Below are 17,008 nucleotides of genomic sequence, written 5' to 3'. Positions count from 1 at the left end.
TCATCCGTCCACGGTAGAAATCCGCGGGCCGGGGCGCGTCGGCCGCAGGTAGGGCTTCCCGCCTGCGACTTCAGGAGGAGCCCGGCGACGATCCGGTCGGGTCGGCCGACAGGGAGTCGCCACTCGGGCCGGCCGACTGAGACGGGCCACTCGGGTCGGCCGACTGAGACGGGCCGGTCGGGTCGGCCGACAGCGACGAACCGATCGGGTCGACCAGGATCTTGGCGTGGTGGCCGGCCCCGGCCAGCTGGTCGAAGGCCTCGGCCACGCCGGAGAGCCCGACCACGCCGGTCAGCAGCGGCCGCGGGTCGATGCGGCGTCTCGCGATCATGTGCAGGGTGTCGCGGAACTCGGCCGGGTCGTAGCAGAACGAGAACCGCAGGTCGATCTCCTTGTTGCTGGCCATCGTCGGGCGGAACGTGTCGGGCCGCATGCAGACGCCGACGACCACGACCCGCGAGCGGAACGGGGCGTGCGTGACGATGTCCTCGATCACGCCGGGGACGCCGACGCACTCGAACACCACGGCGCCGCGCGGGCCGGCGCCCAGGCGCTGGGCCGTCCGCAGCACCGTCCACCAGGGCAGGCCGCGCACCCTGCGGAGAGCGTGCAGGGCGGTCAGGCCGGTGCCGAAGAGCTCCGGTGCCGAGGTGACCAGCCCGAGCCCGGCCCAGGGTGACCCGGTGGCCGGGTCGACCACCACGTCGGCGCCGCAGGCGCGGGCCAGCTCCCGGCGGCGTCCGGTGAGGTCGCTGGCGACCACCTTGCGTACGCCGGCCGCCTTGAGCATCAGGATCACCGCGAGCCCGATCGGCCCGCACCCGATGACCACCGCGATGTCGTTCCTCGCCACCTGGCCTCGCCGGACCGCGTGATGCGCCACGGCCAGTGGCTCGGTGAGCGCCGCGAGGCCGGGTTCGACGCCGTCCGGGACCGGCATCGTCACGTCCTCGGCGACCAGGACATATTCGGCGTACGCCCCGGGCGCCTTCGCCGACAGCCCGGTCATGTGGATCTCGTCGCCGTGCCGGATCAGGGGCAGCGACACCACCGCCTGTCCGGGCCGCCACCGGCGCCGGCATCCCGGGCCGTACTCGTCGACGGTGCCGGTGAACTCGTGCCCCATCACCACGCTCTCCCCGCGCCGCATGAAGGCGGGGTAGCCGACCTCGGCCGCGACGTCGGCGCTGGCGTCCGCGTCGTGGCGGACATGCAGGTCGGAGCCGCAGATGCCGGCCCGGGTCACCCGCAGCCGGATCTGCCCGGGGCCGGGCACCGGCAGCGGCATCTCGGTCACCTCCAGGATGCCGTCCCGGACCACGACGGCCCTCACGCGCCGGCCTCCTCGCGGACCCGGGACCAGTGCAGGTCCTCGTCGAGGCGGGCCCGGTTGGTGGCCCACACGTCGCGCATGACGTTCTGCCGGAACGCCCACGGATATCGTCGCCCGGCGCGCGGCATGATCGCCGCGGCGCGGGCCAGGTAGCCGGAGCGCATGTCCATGAACGGCCCGGTCGGCCCGAGGTCGGCCGGGGCCGCGAACCCCGGGTCGTGCGGATTGTCGTAGTCGTAGTAGCCCGCGCAGCAGACCACGAAGCGCGCGACGTACTCGACGTCCTCGCTCCCGCGCCGGGCCCGCACCGTCCAGCGGGCGTCCCGGCTGGACCAGTCGACCTCGAAGACCTTGGTTTCGTACGCGATGAGCCGGTCGATCCCGGTGGCCCGGGCGGTGTCCTCGATGTACCCGAGCAACTCGTCGCCGTCGACGATGGAGCGTTCCCCGCGCCACGGCCGGAACGGAAACGCCAGCGTGTAGATGTCCGAGTCTGATCGGACTCCCGGGTAGCGGAACAGGTCCCACGTGCCGCCCAGCCGGTCACGCGCCTCGACGATCCGGATGCTCAGCTCGGGGCAGCGTTCGCGAACCCGGTAGGCGACGTCGATCCCCGAGATGCCGGCACCGATGATGAGCACGTCCACGTGCGTCTCCGTCATCACCGCATGGTGCGCTCCAGCCGTACCGAAAGCCAGATCCCGGTGGGGAAAAGCGAACCGTGCCGGAAGGCCGCGGCCGGGAGCGGGGTCAGACGCGCTCCGCGACCACCCGGTGCACCTCGTTGAGCAGGGTCTGCGCCTCGAAGGGCTTGCGGATCAGCGGCGCGTCGGCGGGCAGCTCCTGACCGCCGGGCGCCGGACCGCTGGTGTAGCCGGACATGAAGAGCACCGGCAGTTCGGGGCGGTCGCGGCGCAGCTCCGCGGCGAGCTGGGTGCCGGACATGCCGGGCATGATCACGTCAGTGAGGAGCACGTCGAAGGCGAGCCCGTCGTCGCGGCTCATGCGCAGCGCCTCGGCCGGGTGCGGCGCCGCGAACACCCGGTAACCGGCCTTGCGCAGCAGCCGGCAGACGATGTCGCGGACCTGTTCCTCGTCCTCGACGACCAGGATCCGCCGGCCGTCGCCGGTCGAGGGGGCAGCCGCCGGCGCGGCCGGGCCGACCCCGGACGCGCCCTCGGCGCCGGCCGGCAGCCGGACCCGCAGCGTGGTGCCCCGGCCCGGTTCCGACTCCAGGCTGATCGTGCCGCCCGCATCGGTCACCACGCCGTACGCGGTGGCCAGCCCCAGCCCGGTGCCGCTGCCCCGGCCCTTGGTGGTGAAGAACGGCTCGAACGCCCGGGCCAGCACCTCCGGGGTCATCCCGGAGCCGGTGTCGGTCACCGCGAGGCAGACCTGGTCGTCGCCGCTGCCGCCGTGCTCTCGACCGGTACTGATCGTCAGCCGGCCGCCCGAGGGCATCGCGGCCCGGGCGTTGAGCACGGCGTTCATCACCACCTGCTCCAGTTTGCTGCGGTCCATGACGACCGGCGGCAGGCCGGGGGTCAGCGCGGTGCCGAGTTCGATGTCCTCGCCCAGGGTGCGGGCGAGCAGCCGCATCATGTCCGAGGCGACGGCGTTGAGGTCGAGCAGCTCGGCCTGCGACGGTTCCGACCGGCTGAACAGCAGCAGCTGGCGGGTCAGCGCGGCGCCGCGCGCCGCGGCCTGTTTGATGCCCGTCGCGTCGGGCGTGCTGGGGTGGTCGTCGCCGAGTTCGTCGACGAGCATGTCGGCGTATCCGGAGATCACCGCGAGGATGTTGTTGAAGTCGTGGGCGATGCCGCCGGCCAGCTGCCCCAGGGAGTCGAGCCGTTCCGACTGACGCAGCTGGTGTTCGAGTTCGGCGCGTTCCCGCTCGGCGGCCACCCGCTCGGTGACGTCGCGCAGGATGCCCTCGACGGCGACCGGCTCGCCGTCGTCGCCGGGGACCGCGCTGGCCCGCTGCTCGATCCAGACCACCTCGCCGTCGCGCCGGCGCAGGCGAAACGTGATCGTCTTGGACCGCGAGGCCCGCCAGGACTTCTCGAAGGTCGGGCGGTCCTCGGGCTCGATCCGGCTCAGGATCAGCCCGGGATCGGCGTAGAAGTCCTCGGCGGCGAAACCGGTGGTCGGTTCGACCGCCCGGCTCAGATACTCCATCGCCGGGTCGGGACGCAGCCGGTAGCGGAAGATGATGTCCTGGGCGTGCTCGGCGAGCAGCCGGAACCGTTCCTCGCTGTCGCGCAGGGCGGCCTCGGCGCGGCTGCGCTCGGTGATGTCGGTGGAGATGCCGGCCACCGCGTACGCGACGCCCCGCTCGTCGATCAGCGGGAACTTGATGGTCAGGTAGTTGCGCACCCCGTCGTCGCCGGGCGCCTGCTCCTCCATCTGCACCGGTACCCCGCCGGCCAGCGCCTGCCGGTCGTTCTCCCGGAACGCGTCGGCCACCTCCAGCGGGAACAGGTCGTGGTCGGTGAGCCCGACGATGTCCTCGCGGCGCAGCCCGAACAGGCGCTCGTACTCCCGGTTGACCAGCAGGTAGCGCCCGTCGGAGTCACGCATGTAGATGACCGCCGAGGTGTAGTCGATCAGCGCCATCAACTGGTCGCGGCCCAGTTCGGGCATCGGGTGGCGGACACCCCGGTGTGTCGTCACCGCGCCCCCGGCTCCGTCGTCAGTTCCGCTCATCCGGTCAGTTCCAGCACCACCGGCGAGGCCGCTTCCCGTCCGGAACGTACCTCCGGATCGGCGGTCGTCGCCGGGTTTTCCGCGATCAGTACCGTGCGCAGCGGCGCTAGGGCGTGGTTCTGCCGGGCCCGGGTGATGCGTTCCAGGAACGTCTCGGTCATCCCGGTGGTGCCGGCCCGGTTCGACACCAGATGCTGGTCGCCGAGCCCCGCCGCGTCGCGCTGCCGCTGCGGCTTGAACAGGAACTTCTTGCTCAGCATCAGGTGCGCCCCGGAGACCCGGGCGTGCATGGCGAGCAGCCGGTACCAGTCGACCAGCGCCGGGTGGTGGGCGACGAGCCGGCGCAGATCGCCGTCGTCGGACAGGCGCAGGGTGGACTCCTCCACGCCGATCTCGGCGAGCAGCCGCTGCGGCAGGGTGGGCTGGCACATCAGCTCGTCGATCTCGGCGCGTTCCCGGTCGAGCAACGCCGGGAACAGGCGGCGGGCCTGCTGCTCGTAGCCGGGTTCGGCGATGCCGAGCAAGAAGTCCCGCTTCAGCGCCTCCGGGTCCAGCGCGCCGCTGGGCGGGATGTCGTCCGGCGTCCAGTGCGCGGCGAACTGCCGGAACACGTCCATGAACATCTCGGCGTCCATGGTCTGCTCGGGCGGCAGCGAGGCGAACTCGACGAACAGCCGGCGCAGGGCGCCCAGCAGGGCGGTGGCCTCGCGGACGCGGTGCCGGGCGCACTCGCCGATCAGGTCGGCGTGCTCGCGGGTGAGCGGCTCCAGGAAGCAGTTGACGGCGAGTTCGATCGCCTCGCCCTGCTTGACCAGGACGAAGAAGCGCTCCTCCCCCGGCGTGCCGGTGTAGCTGCGGATCCGGCCGTCGTCGAAGACGCCGGGCAGTTCGGCGACCACCTCGTCGCGCATCCGGACCTTGACGGTGCCGACGTTCCATCGCACCAGCGACGCGTAGCTGTCCCGGTCGTAGTGGCCGGTCCCGGTGTGCGCGGCGAGGGTCGCGAAGTAGGTACGGAACGGAATCCGGTCGTCGACGGTGAGCGGCTCGAAGGCCCGCTCCGGATGCTCGGTGCCGCCGGGGGTGTGCTCCTGGTAGTGCCGGGCCACCGAGGCGCCGACGAAACCCAGATGCACCACCAGCCGCTGGGCCTGGGCCGGGGTCAGCTGGGCGACCTCCGGCAGGTGGTCGAGGACGTGTTCGTGCAACTCGGTGACCAGCAGCTCGGGTGGCGCGTGATCTTGCAGGATCGCCTCGTTGAGCCGGGGGAGTTCGTGGAGCACCCAGTCGCCGACCTGTTCCGGAACCATCCGGACCATCACCTCCGCGGACGTCTCGCCGTACCCATCGGTCCATTACCGGAAATATTGCGAAAAAACCGATATCCCGGAGTCGCACCTTCCGCATGTTCGGCGGTTCGGCGCAGCAGGGCGGTCCCGGGCACGAAGCCGGCGATTTCACCGATGTGCGGGCAGAAGTTTGCACTGAGGATGCAGAAACCCCGAACTTCCCTGGAGGTCTCATGCGTCGTCTCGTCGTCCTGATCACCGCGCTGCTGGCCGCGCTCGCGCTCAGCCCCGCCCTCCCCGCGGCCGCCGCGCCCGGGACCCCGGTGATCTTCGTGCACGGTTACACCGGTAGCGCCTCGAACTGGACCACCGCGATGGCGGTGTTCCGCGCCGGCGGCTATTCCAGCAGCGAGCTGTTCGCGTACGAGTACAACTCGTACGGCAACAACATCACCAACGCGCAGGGGCTGGCGACCTACGTCAACCAGGTCCGGGCCCGCACCGGCGCCGCGCAGGTCGACATCGTCAACCACTCGATGGGCGGCCTGGTCAGCCTCTGGTACCTCAAGCAGCTCGGCGGCGCCCAGTACGTCCGGCACCTGGCCTCGATCGCCGGCGCCAACCACGGCACCACGTACGCCGGCGCCTGCCTGGCCTACGTCACCTGCCAGCAGATGTATCCCGGCTCGTCGTTCATCAACACGCTCAGCGCGGGCGACGAGACGCCGGGCAGCACCAGGTACGGCACGTGGTACTCGCCGTGCGACGGGATCATCATCCCGTACACCAGCACCGTCCTGAGCGGCGCCACCAACAACTACGTGGCCTGCCAGACGCACATCGGCTACCTGACCGACACGGTCACCCTGGCCCAGGTCCGCTCGTTCCTCGCCAGTTAGACCCGAGCACGGTACGGCCGCGCGTCCCGCCCGGGCGCGCGGCCGCCGCCGTGCACCCGGATTGGCCGCCCCGCCGGCGGGTACATCGTCGCCGTGGAAGTCGTGGTGGTCACCGGGGCGTCGAGCGGCGTGGGGCGCGCCAGTGCGCTCGCCTTCGCGCGGGCCGGGGCGAGCCTGGTGCTGGTGTCCCGGTCGGAGCCCGCCCTGCGGGAGGTCGCCGCCGAGTGCCGGGCGTTCGGCGCGCCGGTTCGGGTGGTGCCCGCGGACGTGACCCGAGCGGAGTCACTCGCCCCGGTGGTGGACGCGTTCGGCCGGGTCGACGTCTGGGTGCACACCGCGGCGGTGATGGCGTACGGGCGGTTCGAGGACGTACCCGCCGAGGTGTTCGACCAGGTGGTGACCACCGACCTGCTCGGCGCGGCGAACGTGGCCCGGGTCGCGCTGGCCCACTTCCGCCGTCAGCGGGCCGGGACCCTGATCTTCGGCGGGTCACTGCTCGGGACGGTGGTCACGCCGTACACGAGTTCCTATGTGACCAGCAAGTGGGGGCTGCGCGCGCTGGTCCGGGCGCTGCGGCTGGAGACCCGGGACGCTCCCGGCATCCAGGTCTGCCTGGTGTCGCCGGGCGCCGTGGACACCCCGATCTACCGCAACGCGGCGAACTTCGCCGGCCGGATCGGGCGCCCACCGCCCCCGATCGACACGCCGGAGAAGGTGGCCGCGGCGATCGTGCGGTGCGCCCGCCGCCCGCGGGCGACCATGACGGTCGGTCTCGCCAACCGGCTCATCCAGTTCGGCTTCGTGGCGACGCCCGCTCTCTACGACGTGCTGGTCGGCCCGCTGATGCGCGTCGCCGGGCTGTCCCGGGAGCCGGTCGAGCCGCACGAGGGAAACGTCTTCGCGCCGACCCCTCCCGCCGCCGAGGCGGTGCGCGGCGGCCGCAAGCGCCCGTGGGCCGCGCCCACCGGCGCCGCGGTCGCCGGCCTGGCCCTGGCCGGCGCGATCACCGCCCGCCGCCACCTGTCCCGCTGACCCGGTCAGCGCGCCGGCGTGCTGACCGCCCGGGCTACCGGGCTGGTGCCCACGGTGGTCTCAGCACCCCGGAGACCACCACCACGACCAGCCAGAAACCGGGCTGGTGCCCACGGTGGTCTCAGCACCCCGGAGACCACCACCACAGCCAGCCAGAAACCGGGCTGGTGCTCATGCGGCTGCGGCTCATCTCCGGCCGCGGCTACCCGACGCACGGACCGCGGGTGGCGGCCGCGACGGTGACCGACAGGCCCCTGGCCCGCCGACGAGATGGCGCGCCATGTGCTCAAGTCCGCGGAAGGCCCAGCCAGGACGCCTTGCCGGGCGTGCTCACGGTGAGCGGTCAGCGCTGGGCGGAGGCGGCCAGGCGCTGCCAGAAGGGCGCGAGCGTGGCGGCACCGCGCACCAGCATCGACACGCCGGCTCGCTCGTCGCTGTCGTGCCAGCGGTCCTCCGGCAACCCGGTGCCGAAGAACAGCAGCGGCGCGCCGAGCCGCTCGGCCAGCAGGGCCGCCGGACCGCTGCCGGCGTTGCCCATCCGGCCCGGCGGAACGCCGAAACCGGCCTCCGTGGCCTCGGCGAGCACAGCCAGCGCGGGGAGGTCGTCGGGCGCCGGTCGGCGGGATCACGTCCCGGGCGTGCTCGGGCACCCCGGCCACCGACGGGATACCCACCCAGCCGGCCAGGTCGCCGGTGTGCCGGGCCAGGTACTCGTTGATCTCATCCCCCATGATCTCCGGCTACCCGGATCCGGGCGATCAACGCCTGGCTCCCGGGCAGCCGCCGCGCCGGTTGCCCGGCGGCCGTCCCCGCCCCGGGGTCACGCAGCGCCCGATGCCGGCTCTGGTCGGCTCGATCCGGGCCGCTCCGGTCCGGGTGACGGCCGGCGCCGCCTGGCTCACCGCCGGACTCGGGCCGCTGGCCCGCGGCACCGGCGGCGACTCGGAGCGCCCGGGCCGGTCCGGTGGCGTCAGGGCGACGAGACAGCCGATCGCGACCACCGCGGCGACGCCCAGCGCGGCCGGCCGGAACCAGCGCCGCGCCGATCGCGCGGCCGCCGGGATCGGCGGGGCGCCGGCCAGCCCGCGCAGCACGGCCAGCACCTCGCCCGGGCCGGCCGGCCGATCCGCCGGATACTTCGCCAGCAGCGCCCGCAGGAGCCGGTCCAGTTCCACCGGCAGGTCCGGCCGGCGCAGCGAGACCGGCTCCGCGGTGCTCTCCACATGTTTCCAGGCGACCTCCATGGCGCTGTCGCCGACGAACGGCGGCTGCCCGGTCAGCATCGTGTAGAGCACGCAGCCGAGGCCGTACAGGTCGGTGCGGGCGTCGACGGAACTGCCCGTCACCTGCTCCGGCGCCATGTAGCCGCAGGTACCGATCATCTGTGCGGTTCCGGTCAGCTCGGCGTGTGCGGCACCGGCCCGCCGGGCCAGCCCGAAGTCGCACACCTTCACCCGTCCGTCGCCGGTGATCAGGATGTTGGCCGGTTTCAGGTCGCGGTGCACCACGCCCGCCTCGGCCGCCGCCTCCAGCGCCGCGCACACCTCGATCGCGATCCGGACCGCCTCGGCCACCGGCAGCGGCCCGTCGTCCAGCAGGTCGGCCAGGGTGCGCCCGTCGACCAGCTCCATCACCAGGTAGGGCACGCCGTGGTGGGCACCGACGTCGTGCACCGGGACGATGTTCGGGTGCGACAGCCCGGCCACCGTCCGCGCCTCCCGATCGAACCGGGCCGGCAGCGACGAGTCAGGCCGCCCGGAGGCCCGCATCACCTTGACCGCGACCGCCCGCCCCAGCCGCCGGTCGACACCGTGCCACACCTCGGCCATCCCGCCCCGGCCCAACAGCGAACGTAATTCATATCGGTCACCGAGCACCTGCCGCGCCATCGCGCCACACTGCCACAAGCGTCGCCCGGCCGGCACCGGCGCGATCTCGGACGGGTGACCGGCTCGCCTCCGGCATCGCCTCTCCCCCGCTGACCGGTCGCGGTCCGCCGCCGGTCACTCTCACCCCGATTGGGGTACGCCCGGAGCGGTCCCGCCGAGGCCGTCGCCCGAGCCGGTCCCACCTCGGCCGCCGCCGTCACCACCTCCGCCGTCACCACCTCCGCCGTCACCACGTCGCCACCTCCGCCGTCACCGCCGTCGCCGTCACCGCCGTCGCCACACCGCCGCGGCCGCCGCCCCGAGCCGCTCCCGGCCCGACCGCCGCTCATGCCGCTCCCGCCGCGGCCGTCGCCCGCGCACACGTCCTCCGCCGGCCGGGAGCTGTGGCCGTACCGGGAAATGGCGGCCGCAACCGGGCGCGGACCGCGCGCGGACATCGAGGGTTGACGGCTAAAGCTAATAGCATTAGCTTATGGCTAACGACATTAGCCAAACCCCAGGAGTTGTCATGACCGAGATGCTCACCGTCGACGGCGGCACGATCGCCTACGAGATCAGCGGCTCCGGGCCGCTGGTGGTGCTGGCGCAGGGGATGGGTGACACCCGCGCGGCCTACCGGTTCGTCGTGCCGCGGCTGGTCGCGGCGGGTTACCGGGTCGTCGCGACAGACATCCGCGGGACCGGCGAGTCGAGCGCGCGGTGGCCGTCCTACACCCGCGCCGACATCGCCGGTGACCTGATCGCCCTGATCCGGCACCTCGGCGGGCCGGCGGTGCTGGTCGGGCACTCGATCTCCGGCGGCGCGGCCACCATCGCGGCGGCCCGGGCGCCCGAGCTGATCAGCGGGATCGTGGAGCTGGCGCCGTTCACCCGCAAGCAGTCGATAGCGCTCGGCGACCTGCGGGTGAAGCGGTTCCGGATCGGCATGACCCGGCTGCTGCTGACCGGCATCCTGGGCAGTGTGAGCTGGTGGCACCGTTACCTGGACATCGCGGTTCCCGGTCGCCGGCCGGCCGACTGGGACGAGCAGCTGCGGGGCATGGCCGGCATGCTCGCCGACCCGGACCGGATGGGTGCGATGCGGGCGATGGGCAAGTCCACCCCGGCCGACGCGGGGGCGCGGCTGGGCGACGTGCGGGTGCCCGCGCTGATCATCGAGGGCTCGCTCGACCCGGACTGGGCCGACCCGCGCGCCGAGGGCGAGGCGATCGTGGCGGCGATGCCGGCCGGGATCGGCACGGTCGAGGTGATCGAGGGCGCCGGGCACTACCCGCACACCCAGTTCCCGGAGGAGACCGTGGAGCTGCTGCTGCCGTTCCTCAAGGCGCACGCCGGTGCCTAGGGCGGGCCTCGACCCGGCCGCGGTGGTGACCGCCGCCGCCGACCTGGCCGACGAGGTCGGCCTGGCGAACGTGACGATGGGCCTGCTCGCCGAGCGGCTCGGCATCCGGGCGCCGTCGCTCTACAAGCACATCAGCAGCCAGGCCGACCTGAACCGGCGGATCGCGGCCCTGGCACTCACCGAGATGGGCGACGCCCTGCGCGACGCGCTCCAGGGCCGGTCCGGGCGGGACGCGCTCGCCGCGGCGGCCCGCACGATCCGGCGTTACGTGGTGCGGCATCCGGGGCGGTACGCGACGACGATCCGCTTCGACACCGACGCACCGGACGATCCGGTGGTCGCGGCGGGCGGCCGGGTGCTGGACTCGCTGGCCGCGGTGCTGACGGGATACCGGCTGCCGCCGGCCGACACCGTGCACGCCCTGCGGATGCTGCGCAGCCTGTTCCACGGTTTCGCGGTGCTCGAGGCCGCCGGGGGGTTCCAGCTGGACACCGAGCTCGACGAGAGCTTCGCGTGGATGATCGGCTTCCTGGACCGCGGGCTGTCCGCCTAGCTGTGTTTCGGAGTCCGGCCGAGTGCGAGGCGAGGCCCAGAGCGCGCCTGGCGGCGTCCGCGAAACACCCACATACAACACCCGTCGACCGGACGGCGTGTCATCCGACCTGTGCACCTTGGTCGCCACGGCACCAGCCCGCGGCCGGCTCCGGACCAGACATCCCCGGGTCACGCGTTACGGACTCGTGACAGATGGTTACAGGCCCCAATATCCTAGTTGACATATAGGAAAAGCGGGTATTTGATCGGAGGCACGCCAGACGAAGGGAAACGCTCATGAGCAGCATCAAGATCGACCGGGTGGCCGGGCGGATCGGCGCCGAGATCTCTCGCGTCGACTTGTCCAGCCCGCTCGACGCGGACGACGTCGCCGCGATCCGCGACGCCCTGCACATCCACAAGGTCGTCTTCTTCCGGGAGCAGCACCTCGACCACGCCCAGCAGATAGCGTTCGCCCAGCAGTTCGGCGACCTCACCCACGCCCACCCGCACGAGGACGCCGCCCCGGAGGACGCGCCGGAGATCCTCACCATCGATCCGCGCCGGTACGAGGAGCAGTACGGGATCGACCGCAAGCAGCAGAGCCGCCGCCAGTACAGCTACTACGCCGGCTGGCACACCGACGTCACCGCCGCGGTCAACCCGCCGGCCGCCTCGATCCTGCGCGCCGAGGTGGTGCCCGCCTTCGGTGGCGACACCACCTGGAGCAACCTGGTCGCCGCGTACGAGGGCCTGTCCGAGCCGCTGCGCGAGTTCGTCGACGGCCTACGCGCCGAGCACCGCTTCCTGGCCGGCGTCGATGCCAGCGGCTTGCCCGGATACCAGGACCGGATCAACAAGAACCTGCTGGTCGCGGTGCACCCGGTGGTGCGCGTGCACCCGGAGACCGGCGAGCGCGCCCTGTTCGTCAACCCGGGCTTCACCACCAAGATCCTGGGCCTGTCGGTGGCCGAGAGCCGGCAGATCCTGGACCTGCTGTTCGCCCAGATCGCCCGCCCGGCGTACACCGTGCGATTCCGCTGGCGTCCGGGCGACATCGCCTTCTGGGACAATCGGGCCACCGCCCACCTGGCGCCGGAGGATCTCGACCACCTGGACGTGCGGCGCACCCTGCACCGCGTCACTCTGATCGGGGAACGCCCGGTCGGCCCAGACGGCTTCGTCTCCGAGCTGATCTCCGGCACCGAGTTCCGGGCTCAGCGGGAACCCGCCGGGGCCGCGGCCTGACTCGGGCACGCACCGGGTGCCGGTGACCTCGGGGACGCGCCCGGCGGCCGGACGCCGGCGGCACCGCACGATGCGCGCCGCCGGCAACACCGCACAACCAGCACCACCAGCAGCACCGCAGGCCACCACGCCAGCAGCACCGCGGGTCACCACGCCAGCAGCACCGCAGGCCACCACGCCAGCAGCACCGCGGGTCACCATGCCAGCAGGACAGGCCACTCAAGCCAGCAGCACCGCAGGCCGCTCACCGCCAATGGTCACCACCGGCAACACCGCACACCGTTCAACGCCGGCAGCGTCGACTGCTCGGGCTGAGACCGGGCGGAACGACTCGGCAGAGGCCGGGCGGGACGACTCGGGCGGAGACCAAGCGGAACGACTCGGCAGAGGCTCGGATGGGACGACTGGGGTGGAGGCCGGGCGGGACGGCTCCGGTCGTACCGTAAGCGGTTTTCGATCTTTAAGCCGCGAGTCAGCGGTTGCCGCCGCGGAAGATGCGGAGGAAGAACAGGAACACGTTGAGGATGTCCAGGAAGATCGAGGCGGCCAGCAGCGGGGCCGCGTCGACGTCGGTGGAGCGACGCAGGCGCTGGAAGTCGAACATGATGAAGCCGGCGAAGATCACCAGGCCGAGCACCGAGTAGATCAGGGCGCCGCCCGGGATGTTCACGAAGATCAGCACGATGCCGAAGACGATCAGGGCGAGCAGGGCCCAGAAACAGATCCGGACCAGGAAGGTCAGGTCACGGCGGGTGGCGTAACCGGCCGCGCCGAAGCCGGCCACGAACAGCGCCGTCGCGGCGCCGGCCTGCCACAGCGCCTGCGGGTCGGTGCTGGCGTAGTAGACCAGCGTCGGGGCGACCGCCACGCCCATCAGCAGGCCGAACCCGGTGAGCAGCGCCACCGTCGCCGGCCGGGACCGGCGGACGGTGAACTGCATGGCGATCAGCGCCGCGAACGACGCCAGGTAGGCGACGAACGCGGCGAACGCCGGCAGGTCCCGGCCCAGGTAGGCGCCGAGCGCGAACAGGGCGGTGGTGGCCGCGACATAGCCCATCGTCTGGGCGAACAGGGTGCGGCCGCGGTCCCGGGCGGCGACTCCGGTGGCCGGCCGGTACGCGTAGGCGTCACTCATCGCCCCACTCTCGGTCGCCGCGGCCGGCCGGACACCCCTCGCCAGGGATGAATCAGCGCACCAGGGTGGCGGCGACGGCCCGGCCGTGCTCGGTCCACGGCGCGGGGCGCATCGACGCCGGGTCGACCCGGATGTTCACCCGGCGGCCCTCGGCGAACACCGTCCCGCCGTCGAGCGAGGCGACCCGGAAGCCGTACTCCGCGCTGGAGGTGCCGAGCCGGTCGAGCCAGAAGCGCACGGCGATCTCCCCGGTGCCGGTCACCGGGCGGTGGAAGGTGATCGCGTACTCCCGGACGACGTTGAACGCGTCAGGCGTGGTGGGGTGGCCACCGGCGAACGAGACGCCGCGCTCGGTCCACCAGAGGGCCACGGCCCGCTCGACGAGCACCGCGTAGCGCGAGTTGTGCAGGACGCCCATCGCGTCCAGATCGTCGAAGTGCACCGGCATGCGCACCACGGCGCCGCTCTCCACAACGGTGGTCATGACAATTCCCCCAGAATCGACGGGTCGGTGGCGATCGCTCGCAGGTGCTCGTGCAACGCCCGGCGGGCGTGCCGGTAGGCCGGGGCGCTGGCCTGCATGACGGCGCAGACGCCGAGCGACTCGACCAGATAGGCCAGCTGCTCCGGATCGACGCCGGGCCGCAGCTCGCCGAGGCCGACGGCGTCGGCGGCGACCCGGGTGAGGAAGGCCATCCAGTCGCGCTGCTCGGTGGCGAGCCGATCCTTGATCACGCCGGGCCGCGCGTTGAACTCGAAGTGCGCGTTGGCGAAGAAGCAGCCCCCGGGCAGCACCCCGGCCTCGTAGAACGCCAGCCGCCGGTCGTGCACCGCAGACAGCCGCCGTAGCCCGGCCGGCTCGGCGACGGCCGGGCGGATCACCCGCTCGGTCCACTGCGCCCGGGCGTGGTCGATCACGGCGAGCTGCAGCTCCTGCTTGGATCGCCAGTGCGCGAACAGGCCGGACTTGCTCACCCCGAGCGCCTCGGCGACCTGGCTCAGCGACAGCCCGTCGAGCCCGGAGACGGTGGCCAGCAGCATCGCCTGGTCGAGCACCGCGGTCCGGGTCCGCTCGCCGCGGAGCAATCTGCCGTCCTGCGCCATGGCCCCGACACTACAAAAAGACCGACCGGTCGTAAATATAACCACCGCCACAGTGGCGAGCCGTCGCCGGGCCGGTTCCGGCCGGGTGGCCGCATTCGCTTCATCGGGCGGCCGTGGCCGCCTTGTCGAGCGGTTGGCTTGTCGTTCAACCAGTTCTAACGTGGCGGCAGCTCCCGGGAGTCGCAGTTCCTTACTGGCGTCTGGCGACGGCAGTGTGGTCCCACTGGGGACCACACGTGCCGGGCCTGCCTTGAGCGCCTCGACGGAACAATCCCAGCATGTACGGTTCTGCCGCCGACCGTGCGCGGCGTTCCGCCGGATGTACGTGGGCCGGGTGGTTTCCTGCGGTGGGCGGTCTGGGCGGGCAATAGGCTAGGCATCTGTGGTCCACCTGAACGAGATCCGGTCGGGCTTCGAGGAACGGGGTCTGCTTCGCGAAGCCGCTCGGTTGTATGCGCGCGCCGTGCTGGCCGGTGACACGTGGGCGGCCATCCTCCTGGTCGGGTGCTGGGACAGGGCGCACCCCGGCGACTTGTGTGCAGCTCGGTGGGTGGCCGAAAGCGCACCCGTTGATGATTCCGGGACGGCGGCGAGCCTTCTACTGGCGCTGCGTCGGGTGGGCGCGGACGCCGAGGCACGGGAGTTGGCCGGACGCGTGGTCGCGGGTGTTCGTCTCGATGACCCGTCTGGTGTCGCGAGTCTGGTCACCGGGCTACGGGAACTCGGCGAAGACGAATTGGTCCGGCGGTTGGCAGAGCGTGGCAGTGACCTTGCCAGCCTCGATAACCCCTGGTCAGGCGTCGACCCGCCGGCGGCGATCGTCGAGGCGCAGCGCTGGTTCGCCGAAGAGCACGCGAATAGTCCTCCTGCCGGCCTCGACGCGACCACCGTCCGTCTTGATGACCCGATTGCCGTTTCCGTCGTGCTTCACGAACTACGCGAGGAGGGCGAACTCGACCAGGCCCACCAGCTAGCGGTCAGGGCCAGCCCCGTCGTTGGTGTGGACAATCCGTATGCGGTGTCGCAGTTCGTGAGAGAGGCGCGGGCGGCCGGGGCAGGCGATGCGGTCGCCGTGCTGGTGTCTCGTGATCCGGCCGAACAAATCAGACTCGACCGCCCGTACGGGCTGCCGGATCTCCTCATAGAGCTGCACGAGGCGGGTGCCCACGAGCAGGTCACCCGGTTGGCCCGCCGGATCACCGCCGGTATCCAGGACGACGTGCTGCATCAGCCCGGTCTCGTTCAGTCGCTGCTGCACGGGCTTTGGCATGCCGCGCAGCCGAAGCAGGTCAGGCTGCTAGCCGGTCGCGTGGTGGGACGTATCCAACTGAGCGATCAGAGGGCCGTCGCCGGGATACTCGACACCTTGGTCGAGGCTGACGCACAGGACGAGGTCGCCGTCCTGCTCAGCCGCGATCTGGGGATGCGGGTGACGATCGGCATCGACAAACAGGCCGCGGCCCTTGTGCTGGCGGCGCTGCGCAAGGCCGGAGCGAACGACCAGGCTGAGATGTACGCACAGCGGCTGCCCGAAGCGGGACAGTTCCTCCTATTCCGCGAGCAGCCCGGCAACGAGCAGCTCTATCGGTTCGGCCGAGAGGCAGACGGCACCCCCGCTCCGGCATGGGACTGGGACGACGTCTTGCAGTGATCACCAGAGACGCTGAATCAATCACCGTACTCGGCAGCCACGCACGAGCCCGGGTAGTGCGATGCGGATCCCGGCCCGGAACCAGATTCCCGCCTCCATGCCGCGCCTGCATGCCCTGACGCTCGCAGCCGACGTCCGGATCTCCATCGAACCCGGCGAGCGTCTCGTACGGCGGTTCCGTGACATACACCGACGCCGGCCCATGGGCGTGGAGCGCGGCAGACGCTGACGCGTTCTTCGCCGAAGCGCGGGCGGTCAAAGCACGTCAGTCACGCCACGCTGCTCGGCTACCAGAGCACACTGCGGCAGTTCTACGAGTGCATCACCGATGGATGCTGACCGTCTGACGCCGGTGGGATGATCACAGCATGGATGCAAGACCGCTGACACAGCGAGAGCGAGCTGTGCTTGACGCGCTTCTGGCGGTTGACTTCCCTGACGTTGCAACTCTGCGGTGCCAGGCGATGGAAATAGTCGTCGTCGACACATGCGGCTGCGGGTGCCCGTCCATCGACTTCCAGCGTGGCCGCGGGCCCGGGATCACCACACGAGCCAATGCGGGCGTTCGAGGGTCCCATAACGGTCTGTTCCTCTACACGATCGAGGATCCGCAGCGCGGTGAAGTCCTCGGCGGCATCGAGTGGGTCGGCGTCGAGGAGACGGACCCGGAAGAACTCCCATCGCCGGAGCTACTCGACATCGAGGCTGCTTGATGATGGAGGAGCCCAGCGCTCCTCCCGGCTTCGTGGGTCGGAGCGGCGACGTTTACGTACACGCGCTGGTCAGGCACCTCGTCGCGCCGGAATTTCTAAACCTCCGCCGTGCCCTGGGCAGGGTGGAGGTCCA

The 17,008-nt window shown here is 71.7% G+C and carries 16 protein-coding genes; 7 read left to right on the top strand and 9 right to left on the bottom strand.

What is annotated here, in order from left to right; translation table 11 throughout:
• Positions 1–70 precede the first annotated feature (70 nt).
• The 4 genes from Actob_RS17000 to Actob_RS16985 form a co-directional block, all read right to left on the bottom strand.
• Entirely contained in the window at positions 71–1,333 is a 1,263-nt protein-coding gene (locus Actob_RS17000) for a zinc-binding dehydrogenase (protein ID WP_284921177.1), read from the bottom strand.
• Positions 1,330–1,995, bottom strand: coding sequence for an NAD(P)-binding protein (locus Actob_RS16995; protein ID WP_284921176.1), 666 nt, complete (start codon positions 1,993–1,995; stop codon positions 1,330–1,332). Before Actob_RS16995 ends, Actob_RS17000 begins: the two co-directional genes overlap by 4 nt.
• Before the next feature lie 88 nt (positions 1,996–2,083).
• Positions 2,084–3,976: a hybrid sensor histidine kinase/response regulator gene (locus Actob_RS16990; RefSeq protein ID WP_284921175.1), complete on the bottom strand. Its 1,893-nt coding sequence runs from the start codon at positions 3,974–3,976 to the stop codon at positions 2,084–2,086.
• Positions 3,977–4,035: 59 nt separating this feature from the next.
• On the bottom strand, positions 4,036–5,349 hold the full coding sequence (locus Actob_RS16985; protein ID WP_284921174.1) for a hypothetical protein: 1,314 nt from the start codon (positions 5,347–5,349) through the stop codon (positions 4,036–4,038).
• A 212-nt stretch (positions 5,350–5,561) separates the two neighbouring features.
• Between Actob_RS16985 and Actob_RS16980 the strand changes: the two genes are divergently transcribed.
• Both Actob_RS16980 and Actob_RS16975 read left to right on the top strand, forming a co-directional pair.
• Positions 5,562–6,227 (top strand): esterase/lipase family protein, encoded by a 666-nt coding sequence (locus Actob_RS16980; protein ID WP_284921173.1) that lies wholly within the window; start codon positions 5,562–5,564, stop codon positions 6,225–6,227.
• A gap of 93 nt (positions 6,228–6,320) precedes the next feature.
• Positions 6,321–7,259, top strand: coding sequence for an SDR family NAD(P)-dependent oxidoreductase (locus tag Actob_RS16975; RefSeq protein ID WP_284921172.1), 939 nt, complete (start codon positions 6,321–6,323; stop codon positions 7,257–7,259).
• 343 nt (positions 7,260–7,602) lie between these two features.
• Here Actob_RS16975 and Actob_RS16970 read toward each other — a convergent pair whose 3' ends face one another.
• Entirely contained in the window at positions 7,603–7,845 is a 243-nt protein-coding gene (locus Actob_RS16970; RefSeq protein ID WP_284921171.1) for a hypothetical protein, read from the bottom strand.
• Between the two features lie 172 nt (positions 7,846–8,017).
• Positions 8,018–9,148: a protein kinase domain-containing protein gene (locus Actob_RS16965; RefSeq protein WP_284921170.1), complete on the bottom strand. Its 1,131-nt coding sequence runs from the start codon at positions 9,146–9,148 to the stop codon at positions 8,018–8,020.
• Between the two features lie 508 nt (positions 9,149–9,656).
• On the opposite strand from Actob_RS16965, the gene Actob_RS16960 reads away from it, so the two are divergent.
• The 3 genes from Actob_RS16960 (at position 9,657) to Actob_RS16950 (ending at position 12,272) form a co-directional block, all read left to right on the top strand.
• Entirely contained in the window at positions 9,657–10,490 is an 834-nt protein-coding gene (locus Actob_RS16960; protein WP_284921169.1) for an alpha/beta fold hydrolase, read from the top strand.
• Positions 10,483–11,043 (top strand): TetR/AcrR family transcriptional regulator, encoded by a 561-nt coding sequence (locus Actob_RS16955; protein WP_284921168.1) that lies wholly within the window; start codon positions 10,483–10,485, stop codon positions 11,041–11,043. Before Actob_RS16960 ends, Actob_RS16955 begins: the two co-directional genes overlap by 8 nt.
• A gap of 278 nt (positions 11,044–11,321) precedes the next feature.
• Positions 11,322–12,272, top strand: coding sequence for a TauD/TfdA dioxygenase family protein (locus Actob_RS16950; protein ID WP_284921167.1), 951 nt, complete (start codon positions 11,322–11,324; stop codon positions 12,270–12,272).
• Positions 12,273–12,744: 472 nt separating this feature from the next.
• Here Actob_RS16950 and Actob_RS16945 read toward each other — a convergent pair whose 3' ends face one another.
• From Actob_RS16945 to Actob_RS16935, 3 genes are read right to left on the bottom strand one after another with little or no spacing between them, the layout of a single operon-like run.
• On the bottom strand, positions 12,745–13,407 hold the full coding sequence (locus Actob_RS16945; RefSeq protein WP_284921166.1) for a Bax inhibitor-1/YccA family protein: 663 nt from the start codon (positions 13,405–13,407) through the stop codon (positions 12,745–12,747).
• A gap of 52 nt (positions 13,408–13,459) precedes the next feature.
• Positions 13,460–13,891: an acyl-CoA thioesterase gene (locus Actob_RS16940; protein WP_284921165.1), complete on the bottom strand. Its 432-nt coding sequence runs from the start codon at positions 13,889–13,891 to the stop codon at positions 13,460–13,462.
• Positions 13,888–14,511, bottom strand: coding sequence for a TetR/AcrR family transcriptional regulator (locus Actob_RS16935; RefSeq protein WP_284921164.1), 624 nt, complete (start codon positions 14,509–14,511; stop codon positions 13,888–13,890). The genes Actob_RS16940 and Actob_RS16935 overlap by 4 nt, the downstream gene beginning before the upstream one ends.
• A gap of 382 nt (positions 14,512–14,893) precedes the next feature.
• Between Actob_RS16935 and Actob_RS16930 the strand changes: the two genes are divergently transcribed.
• Together Actob_RS16930 and Actob_RS16925 are read left to right on the top strand one after the other, a co-directional pair.
• Positions 14,894–16,162 carry a hypothetical protein gene (locus Actob_RS16930; protein WP_284921163.1) on the top strand — a complete coding sequence of 423 codons (1,269 nt, stop codon included), beginning with the start codon at positions 14,894–14,896 and terminating at the stop codon, positions 16,160–16,162.
• A gap of 368 nt (positions 16,163–16,530) precedes the next feature.
• On the top strand, positions 16,531–16,875 hold the full coding sequence (locus Actob_RS16925) for a hypothetical protein (protein WP_284921162.1): 345 nt from the start codon (positions 16,531–16,533) through the stop codon (positions 16,873–16,875).
• Positions 16,876–17,008: the final 133 nt, after the last annotated feature.

It is taken from the genome of Actinoplanes oblitus, from assembly GCF_030252345.1.
GTDB classification, from domain to species: domain Bacteria; phylum Actinomycetota; class Actinomycetes; order Mycobacteriales; family Micromonosporaceae; genus Actinoplanes; species Actinoplanes oblitus.
Note: the sequence above shows the minus strand (reverse complement) of the source record. Positions and strands in the feature narration are given on the sequence as shown.

What these genes read in the sequence shown, in the direction of transcription:
- Actob_RS16940 (WP_284921165.1), bottom strand. Translation starts at nt 13,891, where the DNA reads ATGACCACCGTTGTGGAGAGCGGCGCCGTGGTGCGCATGCCGGTGCAC.
- Actob_RS16995 (WP_284921176.1), bottom strand. Translation starts at nt 1,995, where the DNA reads ATGACGGAGACGCACGTGGACGTGCTCATCATCGGTGCCGGCATCTCG.
- Actob_RS16980 (WP_284921173.1), top strand. Translation starts at nt 5,562, where the DNA reads ATGCGTCGTCTCGTCGTCCTGATCACCGCGCTGCTGGCCGCGCTCGCG.
- Actob_RS16985 (WP_284921174.1), bottom strand. Translation starts at nt 5,349, where the DNA reads ATGGTTCCGGAACAGGTCGGCGACTGGGTGCTCCACGAACTCCCCCGG.
- Actob_RS16960 (WP_284921169.1), top strand. Translation starts at nt 9,657, where the DNA reads ATGACCGAGATGCTCACCGTCGACGGCGGCACGATCGCCTACGAGATC.
- Actob_RS16990 (WP_284921175.1), bottom strand. Translation starts at nt 3,976, where the DNA reads ATGCCCGAACTGGGCCGCGACCAGTTGATGGCGCTGATCGACTACACC.
- Actob_RS16965 (WP_284921170.1), bottom strand. Translation starts at nt 9,148, where the DNA reads ATGGCGCGGCAGGTGCTCGGTGACCGATATGAATTACGTTCGCTGTTG.
- Actob_RS16935 (WP_284921164.1), bottom strand. Translation starts at nt 14,511, where the DNA reads ATGGCGCAGGACGGCAGATTGCTCCGCGGCGAGCGGACCCGGACCGCG.
- Actob_RS16925 (WP_284921162.1), top strand. Translation starts at nt 16,531, where the DNA reads ATGGATGCAAGACCGCTGACACAGCGAGAGCGAGCTGTGCTTGACGCG.
- Actob_RS16945 (WP_284921166.1), bottom strand. Translation starts at nt 13,407, where the DNA reads ATGAGTGACGCCTACGCGTACCGGCCGGCCACCGGAGTCGCCGCCCGG.
- Actob_RS16950 (WP_284921167.1), top strand. Translation starts at nt 11,322, where the DNA reads ATGAGCAGCATCAAGATCGACCGGGTGGCCGGGCGGATCGGCGCCGAG.